Consider the following 23,255-nt stretch of genomic DNA (forward strand, 5'->3'; position numbering starts at 1 on the left):
AGATTGACGAACGACGCGCGGTAGTCATGCGCCTAATCCACGCGGGATTTGCACATTTTCAGCTATGAACCAACATCCCACCTTATTGGGCGCGAGAGTTGCTGGAGTGCGCAGATTATCTATAGTTGAGCGTGCGTGGGTTGCCTGATTTCCAGGGGGAGGGGTATGGCTTCGGCTACAACGGCGCAGCTTGTCTTTATAAATATCGGCTGGATGGTGAACTATGCCGGCCCGTCCCCGGCGGATCCGACGCTCGGAAACTTCGGACACTTGAAGACGCACAGCGTCGGACATGAGGCGTGGAACTTCAAATTGCTGCGCGGGAAAGCCTACGGATATGTGCCCCGTAGCGCACGAATCCGACTGGAGCGACCGGCTCATGGGCAAGCCGAAGCGCATCCGGGATTTGCAGGGTTGCAGCGGGAGCCGGGTCACGGCTTCGAGCCAGAATATTGATGATCACCGAGGCGGAGCAGACGCCGTGATCGAGCGCTTCCTGACAGGCAGCCTCCACGGCCGTGAGGCCATCCCCTGGAACACAGCCGAGGATGGCGACCGTCTGTCGATCACCGTCATCGACGCTCTTCAACCGTTTGCGGACCTTCTCCATCGCGGCTGGCAGAACCCATTCCCGGAACGGAGCCCCATTGCGCAAAGCGCCGGGTTTGCGAGCCAGGACAGGCACATAGTGCCAAGGATCATAGACGGTGTCGCCACGGCCAAAGCTGCGTCGATGTTCGGCGACCGTTACCCCGTCCTGCTTGATGACGATATGATCAGCATAGGCATGGACTTCGACGGGCCGGCCGACGGTAGTCGACAGGACAGAGTATTTGTTGTTGTCGAAGCGGACCGTGCAGGTCTTCGATACCGACGCCGGCACGCAATGGAACCCGTCAAACGGACCGACATAGCGCACGAGGCTGTCGCGTTCGGCTTCGAACATCTGCCAGACTGTCTGCGCTGTCTGTTCAGGATGGCCGTGAGCCTTGGCATAGGCAACGCATTTATCGAGTAGCCAGACATTCAGTTCTTCCAGGCTTTTGACCCTGAGACGCGGTGTGAAGAAGCGCTCGCGCACGAGGCCCACCTGGTTCTCGACCTGGCCCTTCTCCCAGCCGGATGCAGGGGTGCAGGCGACCGGATGAACGAGGTAGTGGCTGCACATTTGCAGAAAGCGTCGATTGTATAGCCGTTCCTTGCCGACGAAGACTGCCTCCACCGCCGTCTTCATATTGTCGTAGATGCCACGCGTGCAGGTGCCTCGGAAGAACGCAAAAGCCTTGTCGTGTGCGTCGAACACCATCTCCTGGCTCTCGCGCATATAGGCTCTCGCGAACATCATCCGGCTGTGGCAGAGCCGGACGTGGGCCACCTTGACCGTCGTCGTCACCCCTTGGATCAGGACAATCTCGTGGCTCCAGTCGAACTGATAGGCCTCACCGGGTGCGTAGTAGAGCGGCACGTAGGCCTCGGCCATGACAGCGCCCCTGTCCTTTGACCAGCCCTTCGCATAGCGCCGAATTGCGTCGTAGCTGCCGTCGTAACCGAGTGCCCGAAGCTCCTCGTAAATCCGGATCAGCGTCAACCGCTCCCGAGACGGCTTGCCTTCGTTGGCCGACAGAAAGCGTTCGATCTCGCCTTTCCAGGCTCCGGTCTTCGGCAACGGCTGGCGTTCCCGCTCATAAGAGAAGTCCGTCTCATCGGAACGCAGTATCTTGCGGACCGTGTTGCGGGACACATGCAGCTCCCGGACGATCTTCTTCACCGACCAGCCCTGCACATGGAAGGCTCGGCGAACACGCGCAATCGTATCCACTCGCTTCAACTCCCCCTCCATCCGCCATCAAAAGACGGATGGTCAGACGAAACAGGAGGGGGGTCAAAATTGGACGCCGGTCACCCCGCCAGAGGGGTCAATATTCCACGCCGAAACACAGGCCAGACGCGGCACGCGGCCCCGCCAGCCGGCCGACCAGCGATACAGGAGCGCATATCTGTTCGGCGCGATCTGTCCGGCGCGTGGGGTCGGCGCCGCTCTCGCGTTGCCCTTTGCCGACACCGAGGCCATGCAGCTCCATATCGACGAAATCAGCGGCCACGTCGAAAAGGGCGCGCATGCCATGCTCGTCATGGATCGTGCCGGTTGGCACACTACCGCCAACCTCAGGATGCCGAACAACATCACGCCGATCTTCCTACCATCGCAGGCGCCGGAGCTGAACCCGGTTGAGATCGTCTGGCAATACCTGCGCCAGAACTGGCTCTCGAACAGCGTCTTCGATAGCTACGACGCCATAATCGATGCCGCGTGCGAGGCCTGGCAGAAACTGCTCGCCACTCCCGAAACAATCACATCAATCGGAATGCGTGAATGGGCACATGTCGGTCAAACCCAATGACTCTTGGTAGTACGCCACGCTGGAATGCATCTTCGAGAGCGCGATAGATACGCTCCCGGTGCACCCTTCCCCTTTCGTCGGACTGGCTGAGGACGAATGTCGACAGCACAAAAACGTCGGAAACCGCTTCGCCTACGATGCGTTCGAAGCGCTCCAAGTGTTGAGATGACCCGACGACCAATTGGTCAAAAGCGAAAGTCGTCTCCATCGAAACAGGGCCTAAAGGCTCGGCATTCGACGCCCGAGGCAGAACCGCCGTCCGGAGAGTCTCAGTCATCGCCGCTACCAGATCGGTGCTTGCCCCTTCCGGAATCTCTCCCGCCTTGAAAGCGTCGAGGTTGATTTCCAGGAACTTCTTCTCCATCACCGAACTGGTCGTCCGGACGCCGCGTAGCCATTCCCCTGGGCGTAGAGACTCGGAAACGAAATGGCTGACCCGCTGCGCCATCGTCTCGTCGGTCTCCGGCAACTCGCCGATTGGGAACGCAACGGCGTGTCCTTCATGGTCGAACCCGTGCGTGGGAACAATGGTGACATCCTTCCGTCGAAAGACGGAATGCCCCACCTTTTCTAACACTTCAGCGGGCTGAATCGAGCCCCATCTGCCAAAAGTCCGCTTCCAGCCGCGAAGCCTCGCCGAGCAGCGCGGCCAGTTTCGTGAACCGTCTGTCCGTCATGGTGCGTTCGGCGAGATCGTCGAGCTGCCGCCGTGGGCCGCCTGCGACACCCTGATAGGCTTCGCCTGCACATTCGCCGATCCACTCCCGATACGGATCATCGCCCAGGGCGTGTAGAGACGCAGGCCGAAGCACGGCGCAAAGCCAAACGTACAATTTCGCACTGATCTTGTTCTGACCCTAACTCCTTGAGATTTATATTGCTAACGGGGTCAACGCCGCTTCACACGCAGGATTTGTGCATGTGGTTCGGGTGGCATTGGCCTGCTCGCCGGCGTGCTCTTGCCGCGTATCCTGCCGTTCGCGGCCGACGCGCATGTTACGGCGATCGTCATGGGTCAGGATCGATGGAACGCCGGCGTCACAATGATGCGGACGGTCGACCCCGAAGGTTGGCGCGGCGTGGTCGATTCCTCGCAGCTCGTGCGCGACAACGCCGAGCCGATTGGCCAATGTGTCGAGGCAGCGCGCACGGCCGGCCAAGATCAGCGTTGCACGATGATCGTGAACGCCCCGGCGCGTTAAAAAATGATATCAAATATTACCAACTAACATGGTCAATCTTCTTTCTATAATTATACTGCACGGCTACTGCGCTAAAGTTGCATTTAGAAAACGATATATTATGGATTTCTCCAATTATATTATCGGTCAATTCGCTAACAATACATGTGTCAAAATTATTAACTACGGTGTGAAGACCTATTAATAGAAATTCATTATTTACCTCAATGTAGCTATGTCCGGTCAATTTATCCTTTCTAACATCATATCCAATAATTGGATAGCAGTTACCCCATTCGTTAGAGCGTTCGATAGCCATTTTTACAATTCCGCTGTACAAACCTGATGATATTGCGTCCCATTCATCATATATGTCAGGCTCAATCCATTTTATGCCGACTCGGCTTGCTATTGGAGCGACGGCCTGTAGTGCCTCGCGGAAAGAGGTTATTAGATTTTGGATAGAAATACTGCTTCTATCGCATTCTACTGGTTCAGTTTTTTCCATAATTCTAATTCCTGCGGCGTAGCAGGCCTCTTTGGACCAAAGCCAACACCGGGGGTTACATCCTTTGCGCGGTCTGGTGTGATATCAGCAACCACGTTCCCGTTCTTGTCGGTTACGAAAATGCGGCCTCCTGTTCCTTTTATTGCGCTGTTTGGCGGCCCTTTCAGGTCTTTTACTCGTCCACCACTACGGCCGCCGCCTTGTGTCGGGACATCGGGACGAGGGGTAGTCTCCGGCTGGGGATCGCCATCGCTATTTCCTTCAGTATTCAGGATGTTTGGCGGGAATGGCGGATTAAGGGCTCCAGGCGGAACGGGGCAATATGCTGGTGGTTCATTGGGGGCGGGAGGAGTGAGAGGTCCCGATGGAAAGGGCGCAGGTTCGAGAGGCCCCCACAGCAATGGTGGCAGGATGCGGGGTCCTAAGATGCGCAACGCAGGTCCCAAAAATGAAAACGGAGACAGGCCCTCCCGGTCCGTATTCATCAGCGGGCTATTGAGCGCATATACCCACCTGCTGGGGCCGTCCGGCATGCCGAGCGGATCGGGCTGGAGGTATCGACCTGTCGCGGGGTCATAATGCCGATGCCAGTTGTAATGCAGCCCGGATTCCAGCTGGAACCATTGCCCTGGAAACCGATAGTCCAAGCTGGCAGGCCCGGTGAGTGAATGAACCCCGCCGAAGGGAAGGTAGGTCGCTTCCCACACCTTGGCTTTCGCGTCGTCTGTCAACATGACAGGTCGGCCGAGATGGTCGGCATGAACGTGGTAGATCGCGGGTGAAGTGCCGCTATGATCGACCACCGCGAGCGGCCGCTCCTCCAGCCAGATATACTCACGCAGTACAGCACCGGCGGCGTCGTATTCGGCGATGATGTTGCCGTCGAGATCGTGCACGAAGTGCAGCGTTGTCGAGCTGCCCGCAAGCGTGCGCGTGGTCAGTCTCGACAGATAGTCATAGCCGTAGGTGCCTTCCGTGGTGGAATTGACGTCCACCCCCGCGAGCTGGCCGGCGTGGTTGTAGGTGAACGCCTTCGTGGTCGATGCCGGGATATTGTTTTCCGCGATGATGTTGCCGGCGGCATCGGAGGTGAACTCGCGCGTCAGAACGCTGTCGGTGGTTTCCTGAGCAAGCCGGTTGGAGTCCACGGGTATCCCGAAATTCTGGGCCGTCGTCGTGGCACCGTCGTAGAGGATGCGGTGGGTGATATTGCCCGTACCGTCGACGTAGAAAGTCAGGTCGCCCCAAGAGCCGCTCGCGTTCTGTAGAAAGCCGTTCTCTGTGTACCAGAAGGACTGGCTTTTCAGCGGATCGAGGTTGTCGGTGATCGAGGTGAGGTTGCGGTCATCGACATAGCCGAAAGAGTGACTGATATATTCGAGGGGAGCGGCCTCGTCAGCGACGATCCATGACGTGATCCTCCCGTCAAGGTCGAAGATGCGCCAGTCGGTGAGTTCGTTGCCGTGCAGCAGACCTTGCCGAGGCCCGAAGGGCGTGTAGCTGATCCACCATGCCAATCCCTCGGAAGATTCCGATGAGGAAGCTTGAGTATGCACGCTCTCAATGCTGCCGTTGGCGTCTCTACCGAACGTCACGATGCGCCCGGACGGATAGACCAACTCGACAAGATCGCTGGCATCGTTCCATTCGAATTCAAACGCGTAGTTCTGTACGCCGACCACTTTTTCTTGCTTGATGACGTGCCCGAGGGCGTCATAGATGTAAGAAATCGTCCCAACAGCATCGGTAACGCCCGTCAGACGGCCGATCCCTGAATTCCCGCCGGCCGTTGAGTCATAGGTGTATTCGATATTCAGCGCGGATTGGCCGGGATAGCTGACCTCCAGGAGGCGCCCGGCGGCATCGTAATCATACTCCGTCACGACGCTCCGGGCATCGGTCCTCTCAGTGACTTGTCCCTTTTCATTCCGATAGAGGACCGTGGCGCCGATATCGTTGCTCTGTTCCTGGATTGCCTCTCCCCAGCCGTTTCGGACATAGCTGGTGGTCACGTCATGAGGATCTGTGGTGGCAATCGCGTCGTCCGTGGCGCCATACGCCCAGGTCGTCTCGTCGTCGCGCTCGTCGGTGAATGAGACGATGCGATTGAGGCTGTCATAGGCAATGCCAACGGCATTGGTGTTCGGATCGGATACTGAAGTGAGATTGTTAACCTTGTCGTAGCCGTAGGCCCACACCGCCGGGCCGACGCCGATCACCTCCATTAACCTCCCCAATTCATCGAATGTGTTCTGCCGGCGGAAGATCAGGCTCGTGCTGGCTTCCTTGAACTCCTGCAGCGTGTTGTTGCCCATCGCGTCATAAGCGTAAACGATCGTCTCATCGAAGTTGTCGGTGATCTTCTCGACGCGGTTGTTGCCATCGTACTCGACTCCAAGAAAAGAGCCGTCGGGATCGGTGATCTTTGAGATGTTTCCGGCAAGATCGTACTCGACCAGGGTGACCGCTTCGATGCCTGCCGGATCGGCAGCGATCTCAGTCACACGGCCGAGAGCGTCGTATTGAAGATCGATGGCGATGCCATTGGCGTTCTCGATCGAGGTCGGATTGCCGCGATCGTTAATGGAAAGCACAGTCGTAACGTGCCCGACCTCGTTCGTGTAGGTGGCGAGATAACCGTCAGCATCATAAGTGTAAGACATCGTGTCGCCGCTCCCCGGCAACGGTCCATCGACGCTCGCTACCAACCCGCCCGTCGTATAGGTGTAGGTCCAGGTTCGGGTCTGTCCGTTTGTCGAATAGGGCACGGTGTGCGTTGTCGTGTCGGTCTCCGTCAGGGTGACCAACTGGCCCGAACCGTTGTAGGTACGCGTGGTCGTCAGTCCCGGCTGCACGATTGTAATCGGCACGTTCCATGTTGTGTGCCAGGTGATCGTGGTTTCCCGCTCTTCAGGAGTTCCAACGCCTTCGACGATAGTGGTCGGTCGGCCGCGATCATCGCGAGTGTATTGTGTGATTCTGCCTTCCTCATCGACTGTCTCGTCAACGAAACCATCGACACCATAGGCAACTTCCGCTTCGCTCGCCGGGCAGTTGGGAGTGGCCTCACCGTCGATCGTGACGAGCCGAATGTCGGATGCGCTCGATCCAACGCGCTCGAAGCTGTAGACGGTTTCGCGGCCGAGCGGGTTAGTCACGCGCCTCGTGATAAGCGAGCCGGACGCGCCGTACTCGATGGTATATTCGTTTTCGCCATCAGCCCCTTGAGTAAGGATTGCCCGACCGAGATCATCATACTCATAGGTGGCAATCCGAACATTGCGATGGTCGACAACGCCAGTCACCGCGAAGGTGTAGTCGGAATTCTCGTATAAATACGTGGTGGAATCGACCTCTGTGGAATTGCCGTCAAGGATCGACGCGCCAGTGAGGCGCTCGATCCTGCCCGTTGATGGCGGCGTGACGACCGGCGCAGGATCGTACTGATATTCGACGCTACTGCCGTCCGGGAAGGTGATCGAACGAACGGCCTCTGGAACGGGATCGGTGTTGGCCACTCCCGTCACGAAGGTGATGTAGAAGTCGTACCAGGTGAAACTTGCTGTCCTGCCGAACGTGTCTTCGATCTTGTCCAGCGATCCATCCGCGTTATAGGTCAGGGTCCATTCATAACCGTCGCGCCGGGCGATTTCGGTCGGTCGCCCGATACGGTAGCCCTGTGACGCAGCATTTACCTTGGAAAAGGTCTCAAGGGTCCATTTACGGTCATCTGGGCCAGTGACGATCCACTGGGTGGAGCTGTCATAAATATCCGTAAGCGCTGTTGGCAGGGGCCCGACGAACTCCAACTGATAGTCGTGCGATACCGCGCCACTCGCAGTTCTTGGCTCGAAGTCGCCACTTGTGTTCAGGATGAAATCGTATCCGGAGCCATCCGGCGCGACGATTGTAACATTGCCAGTCGGAGACGATGCCAGAGAACCCGAGAAAGTACCCAACTGCGCTTCCATGGCGAAATCGAACTGCCATCCGCGAGCAAGGCCGAGTGGATAGTCGCGGTAGCTGGTCGTGGCACCTACCGGGATGCTGCGGTAGTTTCGGCCGATCCGGAAGCGGCCATCCGCGCTCTCATAATCCAAGGCAGACATCACCTTGGCACCGGTGCCGAGGATGACCGGATTATTAGTTGTATCGTTTGAGTTGCCGCCGTTGTTGTAGCATACAGGTGGTCGCTCTGGGCGGAGGTCCTCTGGTTTGACGCAGCGCCCGATCGCTGTGCGCGTGTACCCGGATTCGCAGGAGAAAGAGACTGCAGCGGGTAAGACAGTCCAGCAATTCAGCAGTCCGCCTCCGGTCTCTTGCCGGCACAGATATTGGAAGCTGGTCCAACTGCATTCCTGGCTCGTCCACGAATTTCCGTACGGAAATGCTCCAATGAACCGGCTGTAGCCGTTATTCATACCCGCCCATTCCCACTGGGCACGACAGGCCTCTTCAGCCGATGGGTAGTAGACTCCATCCCAGCGCCATCCGAGCACCCCTTCGCCTTCCGCCTGAGCGGAAACCGGTGAAATTACAGCCACTGAAAGAGACGCAAGCGATACTAATAGCTTACGATTAGGCAATTTTAGATACGACTTAATTACCGAGAGAATACCGGTCATCTTGCAGCCTCCCTGACAAAAGACGGTATTTAATTTTGATATCAATGATAGATGTCTACTGTACTGGTACAGTGACCTCATTGCATAATGTCTGTCAACCGTGTTGAAACAATTTTGGCGGCTAAGGATACTAGCGCTCGGGATTCCTAGCACTACTTTGGCATGAACATGGCTTTCGGCGAATGTAGTGAGCGGAAACATCGAGGACATTGGAGCGGTGGTGATTGGGCAAAGCGTTCAATGATTGCTTACCGGACCGCTGGCAAGCTGGGCTGAGGCGGCGGTCCGGCGACCTCTTTTAAGGTCAGCGTGGAAGAAAGCGCAAAGGGTCATCAGGTTGTGCATTTGATGGAGATCAGCGGCCAGGCGCGACACGCTGGAAGACCAATCGCCGAAGTAGGTTTGCTGCTTGAGAGCCAAGGCGCGGTCAATTGGTACAATCCCCAAAAGGGACTTGGCTTCACTGCAATCGATAGCGGCGAGAAGGATGTCTTGTCCGTGCCGCGGCGCTGAACCGCTCAGGACTCAGCATGCTGGCGGAGGGACAAAGGAGTTCGTCGGGCAGGGCAGGAAAGGCCAGGAAGTCCGGAGCATTCGCCTCGTTAGACGGCGGAGTACCAGACGGGTTTTGAGATCATGCAAAGCGGAAACAGCGGCAAGATCGTCCTCGATTGGAACTCGTGACTGTCTTTTTTGGAGGTTGTTCAAAGGCAAACGCGTGAGGCTCTAGGAAAGCGCGGCTGGCGTTCTCCATCAAGTGCCAGCGGTCGGCCACCTGGATCGCCTTCGGCAGTGCCTGCCGATGCTGGCGCCGCACGGCATCGTCGGCGTGCTGGGCATCGACGTCAGTGGCGGCGCGCTCGATACAGCGGCCGAGCACACCCTGTTGGCGATCCTCGATCAGGCGGTCGTTGCCATCGACCGCTCGCGCCTGTCCAGGGAAAGCCTGGAAAAGAACGCGGCGCTGGAAGGCGGGCGTTTTCGCTCCGCGCTGCTGGCGTCGGTGTCGCATGATCTGAAGACACCGCTCGCCACCATCACGGGCGCCGTCACCAGCCTGCGCCAGCTCGGCGAGCGCATGAGCGCCAAGAGCCGCGACGACCTGCTGATCTCGATCGAGGAGGAGAGCGGCCGGCTGACCCGTTTCCTCGCCAACCTGCTCGACATGACGCGCATAGATTCGAAAACCGTCGAAGCGCGCCGCGACTGGGTCGATGTCGCCGATGTCGTGCGCTCCGCCGTCGACCAGGCGCGCAAGACGTTTCCGGGACTGAGCGTCGACATCAAGCTGGCCGATACGCTGCCATTGATCCGCGGCGACAGCGTGCTGCTCGGGCAGGTGCTGTTCAACCTGATCGACAATGCGCGCAAGTTTGGTGGGCCGGAGCCGGTGACGATCTACGCGCGGGTGGAGAAGGATGCGGTGATGATCTCGGTCGTCGATCTTGGCAAGGGAATCGCGGGCAAGGACTTGGAGCGGATCTTCGAGAAATTCTTCCGCCGCGCCCGCAGCGACGGTCGCGCCCCTGGCACCGGCCTAGGGCTAGCCATAGCGAAGGGTTTCGTCGAGGCGCTGGGCGGCTCGATCCGCGCGGAGAGCCCTGCGGTGAAGCGGCGCGGCACGCGCCTGGTCCTGCGCTTCCCCATCGAGCCGCAGCCCGAGCAGCCCAAATGACCGGCCCGCGCATCCTCGTCGTTGACGACGAGCCGCAGATCCAGCGGTTTTTGCGGCCCGCCCTGACGGCGGCGGGATATGAGGTCATCGAAGCGGCCGACGGCGCGACCGCGTTGAAGCTGCTTGCGACCGCCGCTCCGGATCTGGTGATCCTCGACCTCGGCCTGCCCGACATGGACGGGAAGGAGGTTGTCCGCAATCTGCGCGGCTGGAGTCCTGTGCCGGTGATCGTCCTCTCCGCGCGTGACCGCGAGACCGAGAAGATCGAGGCGCTGGATCTTGGCGCTGACGACTATATCGAGAAGCCCTTCGGTATCGGCGAGTTGACCGCGCGGATTCGCACCGCCCTTCGGCACCGGACGACCAGTGAAGGCGGCGAGACGCGGATTTCGGTCGACGGCCTCGCGATCGACGTGGTGAAACGGCGGATCACCCGGGACGGGGTGCCGGTCCACTTGACGCCGAAAGAATATGATCTGGTGCTGCTGCTGGCCAAGTATGCCGACCGAGTCGTCACCCACCGCACGCTGCTGACGAATGTTTGGGGACCGGCCCACGCCGACGACCTGCACTATCTGCGGGTCTTCATCGGGCAGGTGAGGTCGAAGATCGAACGCGACCCCACCGATCCCAGGATTATCCGTACGGAACCTGGCGTCGGCTACCGCTTTGCGACCCAGTGACCGCACGCGATCTCGACGGCAGACTTCGGACTTGCAGGACGTCTGGCAGAAGTGTTGTTGGCCGCCTCAAGGTCAGATCACGTCGATACCCGTGCCGCTCTGAAGGTCGGTTTCTGACAATCCAAGCCTCGAAACCGTCAGTCAGCAAACGTGAATATCCGGTGGGGACGGAAGGCGACCAACGCTCTGCCAGAGTAAGGTCGCCGAATATCACCTGGAGGTCAGCATGCAAGCCAACACCACAAAAGCCCCTGCCGAGCTCCTGAGGAGTGCGGTGCGACGCGGGATCGTCGAACCGGAAACCGCGTCATCACGGACCGGGAACAGATGTGTGGCAAAAAACGTGAACCCCTGGGGATGAAAATCCGACGCGGCTCCGTATAAGTGTCATGAACCCCCGGACATCCCGTTTCGACGTGCTCAGCCAGATTGGCGCGCTGCGGCGCTATGCGCGGTCGCTGACGCGTGATGCGTCGGATGCGGAGGATCTCGTGCATGATGCGCTCGTGCGCGCGTATGAGAAGCGTGCGACTTTCCGCGCTGGCGGCAACATACGCGCTTGGCTCCTGTCGATCCTGCACAACACGTTCGTCGACGGTGTCCGCAGCCGCAGGTCGGAGGCCGTTCGAGTCGCCGAGAGCGGCCGTCTTGCCGAAAGCGCCTTACCGGCGTCCCAGGACCATTCGGTTCGCCTGTCACAGGTACGCAACGCTTTCCTCGGACTTCCCGAGGAGCAGCGCGCCGGGCTCCACCTCGTGGCGATCGAAGGCCTGTCCTACCAAGAGGCAGCGAACACGCTCGGCATCCCGCTCGGCACCCTAATGTCGCGAATCGGGCGCGCCCGCGCCGCCTTGCGCGAGATGGAAGACGGCATGCCAGCGAAGGGCAGCCATCTCAGGATTGTGGGAGGTCCGGAATGAACGCAATCACCGATCCCATCACCGATGCCGATCTGGACAGCTATGTGGATGACCAGCTCCACGTCGCCCGCCGCATCGAAGTGGAGTCCTATCTGGCCGCTCGGCCGGTGACAGCCGCGCGCGTCATGGCAGATCTGCGCAACCGCGACGAGCTTCGGCTGGCGCTTGCAGGTACCGCCGCCGCGTTCCGACCCTCGATCGCTGACGCAGCCCGCCGGTTGGAGCGTGGCTTGTCGCGGGGGCGGGTGATCGGCTTGCTTCAGCGCGCCGCGGCTGTCGCCGTGTTCGTCTCGGCCGGCTGGCTGGCCAACGAGGCGGTCGGACCGCTCGGCATCAGCGAAGTCGTCGCATCGGCTCCTCCGCCGCCTTACGTCGAGGACGCGATGCGCGCCCATGGTACCAGCGTCCTGCGCGCGTCGATGGTATCACAGCCCGAGGTCAGCGACTACGATCCGGAGGAGATCCGCTCCGCGACCGCCATCGTCATGCCCGCTTTGCCCGGCGACTGGACGGTTAGGGACGTACAGATCTATCCGTCGCGCTTTGGACCGAGCGTCGAGATGGCGATCGAGACACGCGACATGGGGCTGTTGTCGCTCTTCGCGGTTAGGCCAGGAATGTTCGACGTGGTGCAGCCAACGCTTGCACCGGCCAGCGGCGTTTCGTCCGTCTACTTCCAGATAGGCGACGTCGCCTACGCGCTCGTCACGACCGGCGATGTCGAGGAACTCGACCGCATGGCCGACCGGCTCGCCGCAACCCTTTACTGATCCGCCAAACTAGGAGAACCGGGATGAACACCCCCAGCTATGGATATCGCGCGGGCTTCGGCCAGCAGAGCGCAGCACTTTTCGACGAAGGCCTGCGCCAGCACATGCTGCGCGTCTACAACTACATGGCGCTCGGCCTGGTGATGACGGGTGTCGTCGCGTTCACGGTCGCGTCCGTACCCGCACTCTACGTGCCGATCTTCTCGACCCCGCTGAAATGGGTCGTGATGCTCGCGCCGCTTGCCTTCGTCCTGTTGTTCTCGTTCCGCATCCAGTCGATGTCGGCGTCAGGCGCACAAGCGATGTTCTGGGCCTTCTGCGCGGTGATGGGCCTGTCGCTCGCCTCGGTGTTCCTGGTCTTCACCGGCACGTCGATCGCCCGGACATTCTTCATCGCCGCGACCATGTTCGCCGCGACCAGCCTTTACGGCTACACGACGAAAAGCGACCTGACGAAGTTTTCGTCCTTCCTGATCATGGGCCTGATCGGTGTCGTGATCGCCAGCGTGGTGAATTTATTCATTGGCTCGACCGCGTTGCAGTTCGCGATCTCGGTGATCGGCATCCTGGTCTTCCTCGGCCTGACCGCCTGGGACACGCAGACGATCAAGGAGCAGTATGCCGAGAATATCGACCAGGAATCCCGGCAAAAGATGGCCGTGTGGGGAGCGTTTTCGCTCTACCTGAATTTCATCAATATCTTCCAGCTGCTGCTCAATTTCACAGGCGAGCGCGAGTAGCGCGAACACGGTCGGGGCAGAAGAAGGATAATCTCATGGACAGGAACGACAGTCAGGCAATCGAGCAGCTTTTCGGCAAGCTCGCCGCCGTCGAGCAGCAGTCGGCACCGCGTGACGCGGAAGCCGAGACCTTCATCCGCGAGCGCGTCGCACGGCAACCGGGCGCGCCCTATTACATGGCGCAGACGATCGTCGTTCAGGAGCAGGCGCTGGAAGCGGCCCAAGCCCGCATCGAACAGCTTGAAGCGCAGACCGCGGAGGCTCCCCGCCAATCGGGAGGCCTGTTCGGCGGGCTCTTCGGCGACAGCCGGCCGCCCGCGCGCTCGGGCTCGGTTCCGCGCGTCGGACGGCCGGGCGGAGCCGCGCCACAGCAGCCGGTCCCTGCGGGCGCCCAGGCGCAGCGCGGCGGTGGCGGCTTTCTGGCGGGTGCCGCCCAGACAGCGATGGGCGTCGCCGGCGGCCTTCTGCTCGGCAATGCCATTGCCGGCATGCTGGGCGGTGGGGGCGAGGCGCAGGCTGCCGATGCCGGCGCGGATGATCCGCAGGTCGAGGATGCAGGGTTCGACGGTGGCGGCGTCGATTTCGGCGATATGGACTTCTGATCCTGCCAGACTGGGGGCCGCGCAGATGCGGCCCTTTCGATCTTTTACGAGACCTAACCAGCGAAGGCGGCAACCGAACCCGGTTTGCCCGATACCCAAAAGATGCTCTTTGAATGGATGGCCGACCCGGCCGCGTGGGCGGGGCTTGCGACCCTGATCGTACTCGAGATTGTTCTCGGCATCGACAATTTGGTCTTCATCGCGATCCTGGCCGACAAGCTGCCGCCGCATCAGCGCGAGAAGGCCCGTCTCATCGGCCTGTCGCTCGCGCTCATCATGCGCCTTGGCCTGCTGGCGTCGATCGCGTGGATCGTGACGCTCACCGCGCCGCTCTTCACACTGTTCTCCTTCGACTTCTCTGGACGCGATCTGATCCTGATTTTCGGCGGCGTGTTCCTCCTGTTCAAGGGAACCATGGAACTGCACGAGCGGCTCGAAGGGTCGATGGCCAAGAAGGAGGGCAAGGTCGCGCATGCGGTGTTCTGGCAGGTCATCGTCCAGATCGTCGTGCTCGACGCGGTGTTCTCGCTCGACAGCGTCATTACGGCCGTCGGCATGGTGGAGCATCTCTCGGTCATGATGATCGCGGTGATCATCGCGATCGGCGTGATGATGGTTTCGTCGAAGCCGCTGATGGCCTTCGTTTCGAAACACCCGACGGTGGTCATCCTGTGTCTCGGCTTCCTGATGATGATCGGCTTCTCGCTGATCATCGAGGGCTTCGGCTTCCACATCCCCAAGGGCTACCTCTACGCGGCGATCGGCTTCTCGGTGCTGATCGAGGCGTTCAACCAGGTCGCGCGACGCAACAAGGAAAAGCTGGTCACCACAGGCGATCTGCGCGACCGCACCGCCGATGCGGTCCTGCGGCTGCTGGGCGGCAAGCGCGGTGACATCGAGCTTGGCGAGACGGCGGACGCCATCGCGGAACGCGCGGAGGAGCAGGCGCTTTTCGCACCGGAGGAAAAGGAGATGATCCAGGGTGTTCTCGCTTTGGCGAACCGCCCCGCAGTCTCGATCATGACGCCGCGAACCGAGATCGACTGGCTCGATCTGGACGACGACCACGAGGTTCTGAAAGCCAAGATCCTCGATCTCGGCAATTCGCGCTTCTTGCTGGCCCGCGGCAGTCTCGATCAGTTCGTCGGTGTGGCTTTGGCCAAGGACCTTTTGCGGGACCTGCTTCAGGAAGGGCGCATCAATCTGGACACGTCGCTGCGTCAGCCGCTGGTGGTGCATGAGAGCGTCAGCGTCCTGCGCCTGATGGAGCAGTTGCGCAAATCGCCCGTGCAGATGGCGGTCGTCGTGGACGAATACGGCTCGCTGGAAGGCATTGCGACACCCACCGACATTCTGGAAGCCATCGCCGGCGATTTCCCCGACGAGGACGAGGAAGCGCTTGTGGCCCTTCAGTCCGAAGACGGGTCGTGGCTGGTCGATGGCTGGATCGACATTCGCAAGGCATCGAACCTTCTGGATGCCGATCTGGTCGATGAAACGAACCGCTATTCGACGCTGGCAGGTTACATTCTGTGGCGGCTCGGCCATTTGCCTCAGGCAGGCGAGAAGGTCGCCGCCGGAAGCCTGGAGTTCGAAGTGGTATCGATGAACGAGCGCAATATCGACAAGGTCAGGGTCCGCAGTTTGGCGGAGGCTGGATGACGATGTCAACTTGGCGCCTGCGTGCAGCTCCTGACCAATGAAATGGGTATTGACGCAAACCCTCCTTAAGACATCCCTCGGGCGACGGGGGATATGCCCGTCATACGTTCAATCCGGTTGAATCCACCCGTTGCCAAACGTTTCGCCTGTGGAGCCGTCGGTGACGCCCATATCGGTAACGTGAGGCCCTGGATTGCAGGCAAGGCTTGCGCCGAAGATCGATTTGAATGCCCTGCGCGGCGGTTGCCAGTCGGCTGCCTGCTCGGTGGCCCGGCGGACCAGACGCAATTCATCGGCAACCTCCGGCGCGGGTTTTTCCGAAAGCAGGCCGCACACAGGCAAGGCCATGGAGGCCGTCACCTGACCGTCCAGCGCCACGGCAACGCCGCCGCCGGTTTCGATCAGCCGGTTCGCCGCTAGGGCCATCGCCTCCCGATCGCGGCCATAGACGACAAGATTGTGGCTGTCATGGGAGACCGTCGTGGCGATCGCGCCCCTCCAGTGACCCCAGTTTTGAAGAAGGCCCAGTCCAGGCGTGGATGGTGCCTTGCCATGGCGGTGAATGACGGCCATCAGCAGCCCATCGTCGGCCAGACCCGCAATACCGTTCTCGATGGTGAGTTCGGCTTCGCCCCACTCAGTGAAGCGCGGCGTATGGACCGTTCGGAAGCGGGCCTTGCCGGACGCGTCGCCTTGTATGCGTAATTCGAAGTCCTGCGGCGTCAACCTGTCGATATGAACCGTGTCCGTCGGCGCTGCACGGCTGTCCGGCCTGATGTCCACGACCATCCGGCCCTTCGCCGCGACATGGGAGCCCGACGCAATAACGTCACCGATGGTGAGCGTGTCGAAATCATCGAAAATGACGATGTCGGCGCGCCTGCCCGGAGCGACCAGCCCAAGATCACGCCGCGCGATGCGCTGGGCCGCGTTCAGTGTCGCGGCCCGGACGGCCTCGAGCGGCGGCAAACCATAGCGTATCAGGCGCCGCAAGACGTCGATCATGCCGCCAACCTCGACGAGATCATCTGGGAACACGTCGTCGGTGCAGATCGTCAGCGTCTGTGGAACGTGCGGCAGAGACAGCAGCGTCTCTACCGCCGCGGGCAGGATGTGGTCGTGCGAGCCTCGAAGTTCTACGGTGAACCCAGCCTGGAGCTTTGCAAGCAGGTCTTCGCCGGATTCGATCTCATGATCGGATTCGATGCCCGCCGCGGCGAATGCCTGAAGATCTGCGCCTGCAAGGTCGCGGGCATGGCCACACACGAGCTTGCCGCTCGCAAGGCCTTCCTCCACGATACCGGTCATGCGGGCGCTGCGCTCAATGACGCCGCGCATGTCCATGATCTCAGCGACGCCGAAAATTCCCGGCCATGAAAGCATCTCGCGCATCTCGGCTGCATCGAACTCAGCACCGGACCGCTCGATACCCGGCGCGGACGGCACGCTGGACGGCGCCAGGACGAGAATGCGCAGCGGCAGATCGCGGCTGGCTTCGATCGCCCAGCGCACGCCGTCGAGCCCCAGCACGTTGCCGACCTCGTGGGGATCCCAGCAGATCGTCGTCGTGCCTTGCGGAACAACTGTTTCGGCATAGCGGCGGGGTGTGATCATCGAGCTTTCGATGTGCAGGTGCGTATCGATCAAACCGGGCGCGACCACTTTTCCGGTCGCATCGATACGACGCGACGCGTCAGCGCGCGTCCCGCTCTCATGGACGCTGCCGATCAATGGCCCGACCACGCCGACATCCGCACGGCGCAACACGCCAGTCGCCACATCTGCGACATGCCCGCCGGTGATGAGAAGATCGAACGGCTCCTGGCCACGCGCTGCGCGGACCGCGCGATCACGCAGCAGCCTGTTATTGAGGTCCGCGGACGGATGGTGGGTCATTTTTGATAGTCCTCGTCAAACACGGTGGCACGCCACGGCAACGTCATCGCCGATGCGTCGGTACTCAGGTGCTGAGGTGTGGCAGACATCGATCGCTGCTGGACAGCGCCCCCGGAACCGGCAACCGATCGACGGATCGGGCGACGATGCAGTCTCCCGGATCATCGACGGTTCCGATCGTTCGCGCGCACGGGGGTCGGCAACCGGCGTCGCGGCGACAAGCGCCTGCGTGTAGGGATGGAGCGGCCGTTTGATAACGGTCGTGGCCGGGCCTTCCTCGACGATGGCGCCGCGGTACATGACGAGCACCCGATCTGCCAGGCTGCGCACCACGCCGAGATCATGCGTGATGAACAGATATGCGACGGAAGCCTCGCGCTGGAGGTCGCGCATCAGCGAAAGAACCTTGGCGCGTACCGAGACGTCCAGCGCAGAAACGGGCTCGTCTGCGACGATCAATGTGGGGTCGGACGCCATGGCTCGCGCCAGGCCCACCCGCTGACGCTGTCCACCGGACAATTCATGCGGAAGACGATCCTGGAAAAGGGCCGGCGACAAGCCGACCCGGTCGAGTAGCTCGGCTGCACGGGCGCGTGCCGTGTTGCGCGGCAATCCGCAATTGTACAAAAGCGGCACCTGGATGCTCTGCAGGATCGTTCGGCGAGGATTGAGCGAAGCGCCGGAATCCTGAAACACCGCCTGGACATCGCGCCGGAACGTCGTCCGTTCGGCACGGGTAAAGTTCACTATATCCCGATCGCGATACCGCACGGCTCCATCATCCGCGTCGAGCAGGCCCAGCATGATGCGTCCGAGCGTGGATTTTCCGCTGCCGCTCTCGCCGACCAGAGCTACGAATTCACCCCGATTGATCGTCACGTCGACATTGTCGACGGCGCGGTTCACCACTTTGGGCCTCATCAGTCCCAACCCACTGCCGCTGAATGCCTTGGTGACCGCGCGGAGTTCAGCCAGCGGTGCTGCTGGCGCTTCGATATCGGGCACGGCATTTTCCTGTGATGCCATCATGCCAGCTCCCAGTTCCGCCATGCATCTCCGGCAGCCACATCGTCAGAAAGCCAGCAGGCGTCGGCGCTGCCGTTCTCGCGCACCATCAAAGCCGGTTCCCGGACGGTGCAGGGCTCGGCACGCGCGATAGGACAGCGCGGGTTGAAACGGCAACCAGATGGCCAGGCGCGGGGATTCGGCACTCTGCCGGGGATGGAGAACAGCGGCTCGGACCTGTCCGAAAACGGCAGCGTGCTTTTCATCAGCCCTTGCGTATAGGGATGACGCGGCGCGTCGAAGATGGAAAAGACATCGGCGCTCTCGACCATGCGTCCCGCATACATGACGTAGACCCTGTCGCAGCTCTCCGCGATCACGCCCAGATCGTGGGTGATCAAGAGAAGGCTGAGCCCCAGTTCGTCACGCAGTCTGATGAGGAGCCGCAGGATGCCCGCCTGAACCGTGACATCCAGCGCGGTTGTCGGTTCGTCGGCGATCAGCAGCGAGGGGTTCATGGCCAGGGCGGCCGCGATCAGAACGCGCTGCCGCATCCCACCGGACAGTTCGTGCGGATATTGCCGCGCCACCACTGCCGGATTCGGCAGCTCGGTCAGTTCCAGAAGCTCCCTGATCCGCGCATCGACGCCTTGCGTCTGGCCGTGAGCACGCAGGGTCTGGCCGATCTGGTGCCCGACACGCATCAGCGGGTCGAGAAAGCTCGACGGATCCTGGAAAATCATGCCGATCTCACGGCCGCGCAGATCACGGCGGCGATCGGTCGTCATGCTCCGGATATCGGTTCCTGCGAAGAGAATCTTCCCCGATGCGATGCGAATGGTGCGCGAGGGAAACAGGTCGAGGATCGAGAACGCGGTCATGGATTTGCCGCACCCGGATTCTCCGACGACGCCGACGATCTCGCCTCGCCCGACGGTAAAGGAGATGTCGTCGACGACGCGCAGGGGCGCGTCTCTCGAACCGAGTTCGACGCTTAGGTTTCGGACATCAAGCAACAGGTCGGGCGTCATGATCCATCCCTCAGCTTCGGGTTGAGGGCATCGTTCAATCCGTCACTGATCATGTTGAAGGAGAGGACGACGATAGCTATGGCGAGACCGGGGAAAAGTGACATCCACCACGCAAGGCGCAGATATTCCTGTGCCTGGTTGAGCATGGTTCCCCAGGATGGCATGTTCGGATCGCCGATCCCGAAAAAGCTCAGGCCGGCCTCGAGCAGGATCGCGGACGCGATCGCGAGGCCGGTCATCACGATGATCGTGGCGGCGACATTGGGCAGGATTTCACGGAATATGATTGCTCGCGAGCCCATGCCGGCGACGCGCGCCGCATCCACGAAGGTGGACTCGCGCAACGTCAGCACCGACGAACGCACGACGCGCGCTGTCTGCGGCCACGACAGAAAGCCGATGACCAGTACCAGCTTGAACAGGCCGGCACCGAACAGCGCCACGATGATCAGCGCGACGACGAAGCGCGGCAGGGTCTGGAAAAATTCGGAGACACGCATCAGCACCGCATCGGTCCAGCCACCGAAATAGCCGCTCAGTGCGCCGACGAGGACGCCGATGGTGAGTGCGCTCAGCGCCGCGAGCACGCCCACCGTCAAAGACACGCGCGCGCCATAGGCGAGCTGCGCCCAGATATCGCGCCCGAGATGATCGGTGCCCAGCCAGTGTCCGGCTGAAAGCGGCGGCAGCAGAGCGTCGGTGCCGCCGACATTGGGATCGTAGATGCTGATCCATGGCGCAAGGATGGCGACGCCGACCACCAGAACGATGGTCCAAAATGCGACGAGCGACCGTCTGGACCGGGCGAAACGTCTGACGAAAGCACGCCACGGATCGACCGCGACGACGAGACCCTCGCGATCGAGGGCGGACGGCGTATCGGGGGCAGGGGCTGTCATCGATACTGGATCCTGGGATCTATCAACCTGTAGACGATGTCGGTGACGAAGTTGGCCACGATCACGGTGCAGGAGATCAGCAGCAGGATGCCGATCATCACCGGATAGTCGCGCGCCGCTATGGACGTGTAGAGGAGGCGGCCGATTCCGGGCCATCCGAAGACCGTCTCGATGAGTGCCGCGCCAGCCAGCACGAAGCCCAGATTGTAGCCGATCACCGTGACGACAGGCGCGGCTGCGTTGCGCAGTGCGTGGACGTACAGAACTGTCCGTTCGCGCGCCCCACGCGCCCGCGCCGCCAGAATGTAGTCGGAACTTATGACTTCGATCAGGCTCGTGCGCGTCATCCTGGAAATCAGGGCGATGTAGCGGAACGACAGGGCAAACGCCGGGAGGGTCAGATAGTGCGCCTGGCTCAACAAGCCTGCGAGCCCCTCGGTCGGCGCCCGGAGCGAACCTGCGCCTTGCGACGGAAACCAGCCGAGCCCGACCGCAAAGACGAGGATGAGGAATTGCCCAAGCCAGAATTCGGGGATCGAATCGCCGGCGACGACGAAGCCCTGGATCGCGCCATCCGTCCTGTTGCCGTGATTGCGCGCCGCGATGGCGCCGAGCACGACGCCCACCACGCTGGCAAGCACCAGGGCCGTAAGGGTAAGCTTCAGGGTGGCGCCGAGCCGGTCGAGCACCAGATCCAGAACCGGCTGACGGTTGGTGAACGAAAAGCCGAGATTTCCCTGCAGCACTTGACCGACATAGATGACTAGTCGCTCCAGGAACGGTCGGTCGAGACCGAATTCGCGGCGAATTTCCTCGATATATTCAGGCGGCGCGGGATAGTCCCCGATCAGCACATTGATCGGATCGCCGGGCGCGAATTGAATGAGTGTGAAGTTGAACACCACGACCAGCAACAGGAGCGGGATCGCGAGGAAGACCCGCCTGATTGTGAAAGCAGCAAAGGAAGCGGACTTCATGGCCTGCAGCCGTCATGAGCGTTCAAGCGTGGCCTCCCCAATTCCGCTGTCGCATGCATGTTGCTGCTTCTTGGACGACCACTCCACGATCACTGTTTTACCCACACGTCGCCCCAGCGGGCCCGCGCGTCGATGGAGGTGAAGAGCCCCTGCAGCGATGGAGCGGCGAGATCGGCGCCTTGCCCTTCGAAAAGATTCAGGGACGGCAATTCCTGATCGAGGATGAGCTGTACGTCGCGATAGATTTCGCCGCGCTTTTCGCGGTCGAGTTCGGCGGTCGCTTCGTTGAGCAGTTCATCGACCTTGGGATTGGAGTAACCCGATCCGTTCGTGTTGATCGCGTTCTCGGTGTTGGTGAGATAGAGCCGATGGTAACCGATGGCCGGGTCGCCGCTGGAAAAATACGACAGGATCGCCATGTCGAAGTCACGCCGCTCATAAATACGCTGGACCAGAACTGTATTCTCGACAGGTTCCAGAATCGGCTGGAGCCCGACCGCCACCAATCCCTCGCGAATGAGCTGCGCCGTGGTTACGAGTTGCGGACGCGTTGCTTCGTAAAGCACGCGGACCTCGGTGCCGGGCTCGATTCCCGCCTCGGCCAGCAACTCCTTCGCCTTTTCAGGATCGAGGGGATAGAGCGTCGAATAGTTGACCTCTTCATTGAGCATCCAGCGGAAGCCATCGCTGAAAGCGCCGATCCCCGGCCGCCCGAAGCGGTTCATCACCTGCATTGCCATGCGTGAACGGTCGAGAGCGAAGGCCATGGCCTGGCGGGCTTCCTGCTTGTCGAACACGGGGCCGTTGAGGTTCATCATCGCGAGGTAGAAGGCCGGCAGGCTGCCGCCTTCGCGCACGGTGAATTGCCCGCTGTCCATCAGGCGCGGCAGGTCAGTCTTGGGAAGATAGTAGTCGGCTGCGAAATCGACCTCACCGGTCTCCATCGCGGCAACGCGCCCGGCAGGCTGGGGAATGATTTGATAGATGATGCGATCGAGATAGGGTTTCGGCGCATCCCAATAGTCGGGATTTCGGTCGAGCGTGATGCTCAGGCCGCGTTCCCACCCGGAAAACACGAATGGTCCCGTGCCGATAGGCCGGTCGTTGGCCGGGTTCGTCCTGATATCGGTGCCGGCATAGATGTGCTCGGGGATGATGGGCGCATCCATCACTGACAACTGCGTCAGGAATGGCGCATAAGGCTGTTTCAGCTTGAATATGACGGTGTTGTCGTCGGGAGCCTCGACTTGCAATTCCACACGGCGGATCATGTTCGCGGCACGCGGGTGGTATTGCGACAAAGCCTCGTCGAAGGTGAATTTGACGTCGGCGCTGGTCAGGTTCTCACCGTCATGCCACTTGACGCCGTCGCGCAGTGTAAACGTATAGGTTTGTCCGTCGCCGGAAATCGTCCACTCGGACGCGAGAGCCGGCTGAGGCATGGATTCACCGTCGAGCCAGACTAGACCTTCGTAGATCTTGGCCTTCACGTCTTCCGCTCCGTAACGTCCGCCTTCGGCGCCACTCAGCGAATCCGGGTCTGCGTCGAGGGCCATGATGACAGTGCCGCCGGGCGTGGGTTCCGCCGATTGCGCGCCAGCGTGGATGCAAGTCGCGGAAAGGACGGAGAGTGCCAGGAGGCTGCGGACCGATTTGAACATGGTAATTCTGTTCCCATT

Annotated in this window: 18 protein-coding genes and 2 pseudogenes; 9 read left to right on the plus strand and 11 right to left on the minus strand. The window is 60.8% G+C overall.

Features of this window, described 5'->3' with window-relative positions; all coding sequences use genetic code 11:
- Positions 1 to 307: 307 nt before the first annotated feature.
- Positions 308 to 1,828: an IS21 family transposase gene (istA, locus tag AAFN55_RS23995; protein ID WP_347801528.1), complete on the minus strand. Its 1,521-nt coding sequence runs from the start codon at positions 1,826 to 1,828 to the stop codon at positions 308 to 310.
- Between the two features lie 112 nt (positions 1,829 to 1,940).
- On the opposite strand from istA, the pseudogene AAFN55_RS24000 reads away from it, so the two are divergent.
- Positions 1,941 to 2,402: pseudogene (locus tag AAFN55_RS24000) on the plus strand (IS630 family transposase); the annotation flags it as partial.
- Here AAFN55_RS24000 and AAFN55_RS24005 read toward each other — a convergent pair.
- Positions 2,353 to 2,967 (minus strand): hypothetical protein, encoded by a 615-nt coding sequence (locus AAFN55_RS24005; protein WP_347801529.1) that lies wholly within the window; start codon positions 2,965 to 2,967, stop codon positions 2,353 to 2,355. The pseudogene AAFN55_RS24000 and the gene AAFN55_RS24005 overlap by 50 nt on opposite strands.
- 13 nt (positions 2,968 to 2,980) lie before the next feature.
- Positions 2,981 to 3,235 (minus strand): hypothetical protein, encoded by a 255-nt coding sequence (locus tag AAFN55_RS24010; RefSeq protein ID WP_347801530.1) that lies wholly within the window; start codon positions 3,233 to 3,235, stop codon positions 2,981 to 2,983.
- 102 nt (positions 3,236 to 3,337) lie between these two features.
- Between AAFN55_RS24010 and AAFN55_RS24015 the strand changes: the two genes are divergently transcribed.
- Positions 3,338 to 3,604 carry a DUF6118 family protein gene (locus AAFN55_RS24015; protein WP_347801849.1) on the plus strand — a complete coding sequence of 89 codons (267 nt, stop codon included), beginning with the start codon at positions 3,338 to 3,340 and terminating at the stop codon, positions 3,602 to 3,604.
- A 16-nt stretch (positions 3,605 to 3,620) separates the two neighbouring features.
- Here the strand turns inward: AAFN55_RS24015 and AAFN55_RS24020 are convergent, their stop codons facing one another.
- Positions 3,621 to 4,091 (minus strand): hypothetical protein, encoded by a 471-nt coding sequence (locus tag AAFN55_RS24020; RefSeq protein WP_347801531.1) that lies wholly within the window; start codon positions 4,089 to 4,091, stop codon positions 3,621 to 3,623.
- Entirely contained in the window at positions 4,070 to 8,716 is a 4,647-nt protein-coding gene (locus AAFN55_RS24025) for an RHS repeat-associated core domain-containing protein (RefSeq protein WP_347801532.1), read from the minus strand. The genes AAFN55_RS24020 and AAFN55_RS24025 overlap by 22 nt, the downstream gene beginning before the upstream one ends.
- Before the next feature lie 799 nt (positions 8,717 to 9,515).
- Between AAFN55_RS24025 and AAFN55_RS24030 the strand changes: the two are divergent.
- The 7 genes and pseudogenes from AAFN55_RS24030 to AAFN55_RS24060 all read left to right on the plus strand — a co-directional run.
- Positions 9,516 to 10,391 (plus strand): annotated as a pseudogene (locus tag AAFN55_RS24030) (ATP-binding protein); the annotation flags it as partial.
- Complete coding sequence (locus tag AAFN55_RS24035; protein WP_347801533.1) at positions 10,388 to 11,074, plus strand: response regulator; 687 nt, start codon at positions 10,388 to 10,390, stop codon at positions 11,072 to 11,074. The pseudogene AAFN55_RS24030 and the gene AAFN55_RS24035, both read left to right, overlap by 4 nt.
- A gap of 389 nt (positions 11,075 to 11,463) precedes the next feature.
- Positions 11,464 to 11,994: a sigma-70 family RNA polymerase sigma factor gene (locus AAFN55_RS24040; RefSeq protein WP_347801534.1), complete on the plus strand. Its 531-nt coding sequence runs from the start codon at positions 11,464 to 11,466 to the stop codon at positions 11,992 to 11,994.
- Entirely contained in the window at positions 11,991 to 12,764 is a 774-nt protein-coding gene (locus AAFN55_RS24045; protein WP_347801535.1) for an anti-sigma factor, read from the plus strand. Before AAFN55_RS24040 ends, AAFN55_RS24045 begins: the two co-directional genes overlap by 4 nt.
- A gap of 23 nt (positions 12,765 to 12,787) precedes the next feature.
- Positions 12,788 to 13,504, plus strand: coding sequence for a Bax inhibitor-1/YccA family protein (locus tag AAFN55_RS24050; RefSeq protein WP_347801536.1), 717 nt, complete (start codon positions 12,788 to 12,790; stop codon positions 13,502 to 13,504).
- 35 nt (positions 13,505 to 13,539) lie between these two features.
- Positions 13,540 to 14,106: a DUF2076 family protein gene (locus AAFN55_RS24055; RefSeq protein WP_347801537.1), complete on the plus strand. Its 567-nt coding sequence runs from the start codon at positions 13,540 to 13,542 to the stop codon at positions 14,104 to 14,106.
- Between the two features lie 102 nt (positions 14,107 to 14,208).
- The gene (locus tag AAFN55_RS24060; RefSeq protein WP_347801538.1) at positions 14,209 to 15,768 is read left to right on the plus strand and encodes a TerC family protein; all 1,560 of its coding nucleotides are present in this window, start codon (positions 14,209 to 14,211) and stop codon (positions 15,766 to 15,768) included.
- 108 nt (positions 15,769 to 15,876) lie between these two features.
- Here AAFN55_RS24060 and AAFN55_RS24065 read toward each other — a convergent pair whose 3' ends face one another.
- From AAFN55_RS24065 to AAFN55_RS24090, 6 genes are all read right to left on the minus strand, one after another.
- A complete protein-coding gene (locus AAFN55_RS24065; RefSeq protein WP_347801539.1) occupies positions 15,877 to 17,664 on the minus strand; it encodes an adenine deaminase C-terminal domain-containing protein in 1,788 nt (595 codons plus the stop codon).
- Positions 17,665 to 17,679: 15 nt separating this feature from the next.
- The gene (locus AAFN55_RS24070) at positions 17,680 to 18,690 is read right to left on the minus strand and encodes an ABC transporter ATP-binding protein (protein ID WP_347801540.1); all 1,011 of its coding nucleotides are present in this window, start codon (positions 18,688 to 18,690) and stop codon (positions 17,680 to 17,682) included.
- Entirely contained in the window at positions 18,690 to 19,700 is a 1,011-nt protein-coding gene (locus AAFN55_RS24075) for an ABC transporter ATP-binding protein (protein WP_347801541.1), read from the minus strand. Before AAFN55_RS24075 ends, AAFN55_RS24070 begins: the two co-directional genes overlap by 1 nt.
- Complete coding sequence (locus AAFN55_RS24080) at positions 19,697 to 20,599, minus strand: ABC transporter permease (protein ID WP_347801542.1); 903 nt, start codon at positions 20,597 to 20,599, stop codon at positions 19,697 to 19,699. The genes AAFN55_RS24075 and AAFN55_RS24080 overlap by 4 nt, the downstream gene beginning before the upstream one ends.
- Positions 20,596 to 21,576, minus strand: coding sequence for an ABC transporter permease (locus AAFN55_RS24085; protein ID WP_347801543.1), 981 nt, complete (start codon positions 21,574 to 21,576; stop codon positions 20,596 to 20,598). The genes AAFN55_RS24080 and AAFN55_RS24085 overlap by 4 nt, the downstream gene beginning before the upstream one ends.
- Positions 21,577 to 21,665: 89 nt before the next feature.
- Positions 21,666 to 23,237, minus strand: a complete 1,572-nt coding sequence (locus tag AAFN55_RS24090) for an ABC transporter substrate-binding protein (protein ID WP_347801544.1) — start codon at positions 23,235 to 23,237, stop codon at positions 21,666 to 21,668.
- Positions 23,238 to 23,255 lie beyond the last annotated feature (18 nt).

Source organism: Mesorhizobium sp. CAU 1732 (assembly GCF_039888675.1).
Taxonomy (GTDB): Bacteria; Pseudomonadota; Alphaproteobacteria; order Rhizobiales; family Rhizobiaceae; genus Aerobium.

Excerpts from the sequence above, each read along its gene's own strand:
- AAFN55_RS24020 (WP_347801531.1), bottom strand. The coding sequence starts at position 4,091 with ATGGAAAAAACTGAACCAGTAGAATGCGATAGAAGCAGTATTTCTATC.
- AAFN55_RS24025 (WP_347801532.1), bottom strand. The coding sequence starts at position 8,716 with ATGACCGGTATTCTCTCGGTAATTAAGTCGTATCTAAAATTGCCTAAT.
- AAFN55_RS24035 (WP_347801533.1), top strand. The coding sequence starts at position 10,388 with ATGACCGGCCCGCGCATCCTCGTCGTTGACGACGAGCCGCAGATCCAG.
- AAFN55_RS24040 (WP_347801534.1), top strand. The coding sequence starts at position 11,464 with ATGAACCCCCGGACATCCCGTTTCGACGTGCTCAGCCAGATTGGCGCG.
- AAFN55_RS24045 (WP_347801535.1), top strand. The coding sequence starts at position 11,991 with ATGAACGCAATCACCGATCCCATCACCGATGCCGATCTGGACAGCTAT.
- AAFN55_RS24050 (WP_347801536.1), top strand. The coding sequence starts at position 12,788 with ATGAACACCCCCAGCTATGGATATCGCGCGGGCTTCGGCCAGCAGAGC.
- AAFN55_RS24055 (WP_347801537.1), top strand. The coding sequence starts at position 13,540 with ATGGACAGGAACGACAGTCAGGCAATCGAGCAGCTTTTCGGCAAGCTC.
- AAFN55_RS24060 (WP_347801538.1), top strand. The coding sequence starts at position 14,209 with ATGCTCTTTGAATGGATGGCCGACCCGGCCGCGTGGGCGGGGCTTGCG.
- AAFN55_RS24065 (WP_347801539.1), bottom strand. The coding sequence starts at position 17,664 with ATGACCCACCATCCGTCCGCGGACCTCAATAACAGGCTGCTGCGTGAT.
- AAFN55_RS24070 (WP_347801540.1), bottom strand. The coding sequence starts at position 18,690 with ATGGCATCACAGGAAAATGCCGTGCCCGATATCGAAGCGCCAGCAGCA.
- AAFN55_RS24075 (WP_347801541.1), bottom strand. The coding sequence starts at position 19,700 with ATGACGCCCGACCTGTTGCTTGATGTCCGAAACCTAAGCGTCGAACTC.
- AAFN55_RS24080 (WP_347801542.1), bottom strand. The coding sequence starts at position 20,599 with ATGACAGCCCCTGCCCCCGATACGCCGTCCGCCCTCGATCGCGAGGGT.
- AAFN55_RS24085 (WP_347801543.1), bottom strand. The coding sequence starts at position 21,576 with ATGAAGTCCGCTTCCTTTGCTGCTTTCACAATCAGGCGGGTCTTCCTC.
- AAFN55_RS24090 (WP_347801544.1), bottom strand. The coding sequence starts at position 23,237 with ATGTTCAAATCGGTCCGCAGCCTCCTGGCACTCTCCGTCCTTTCCGCG.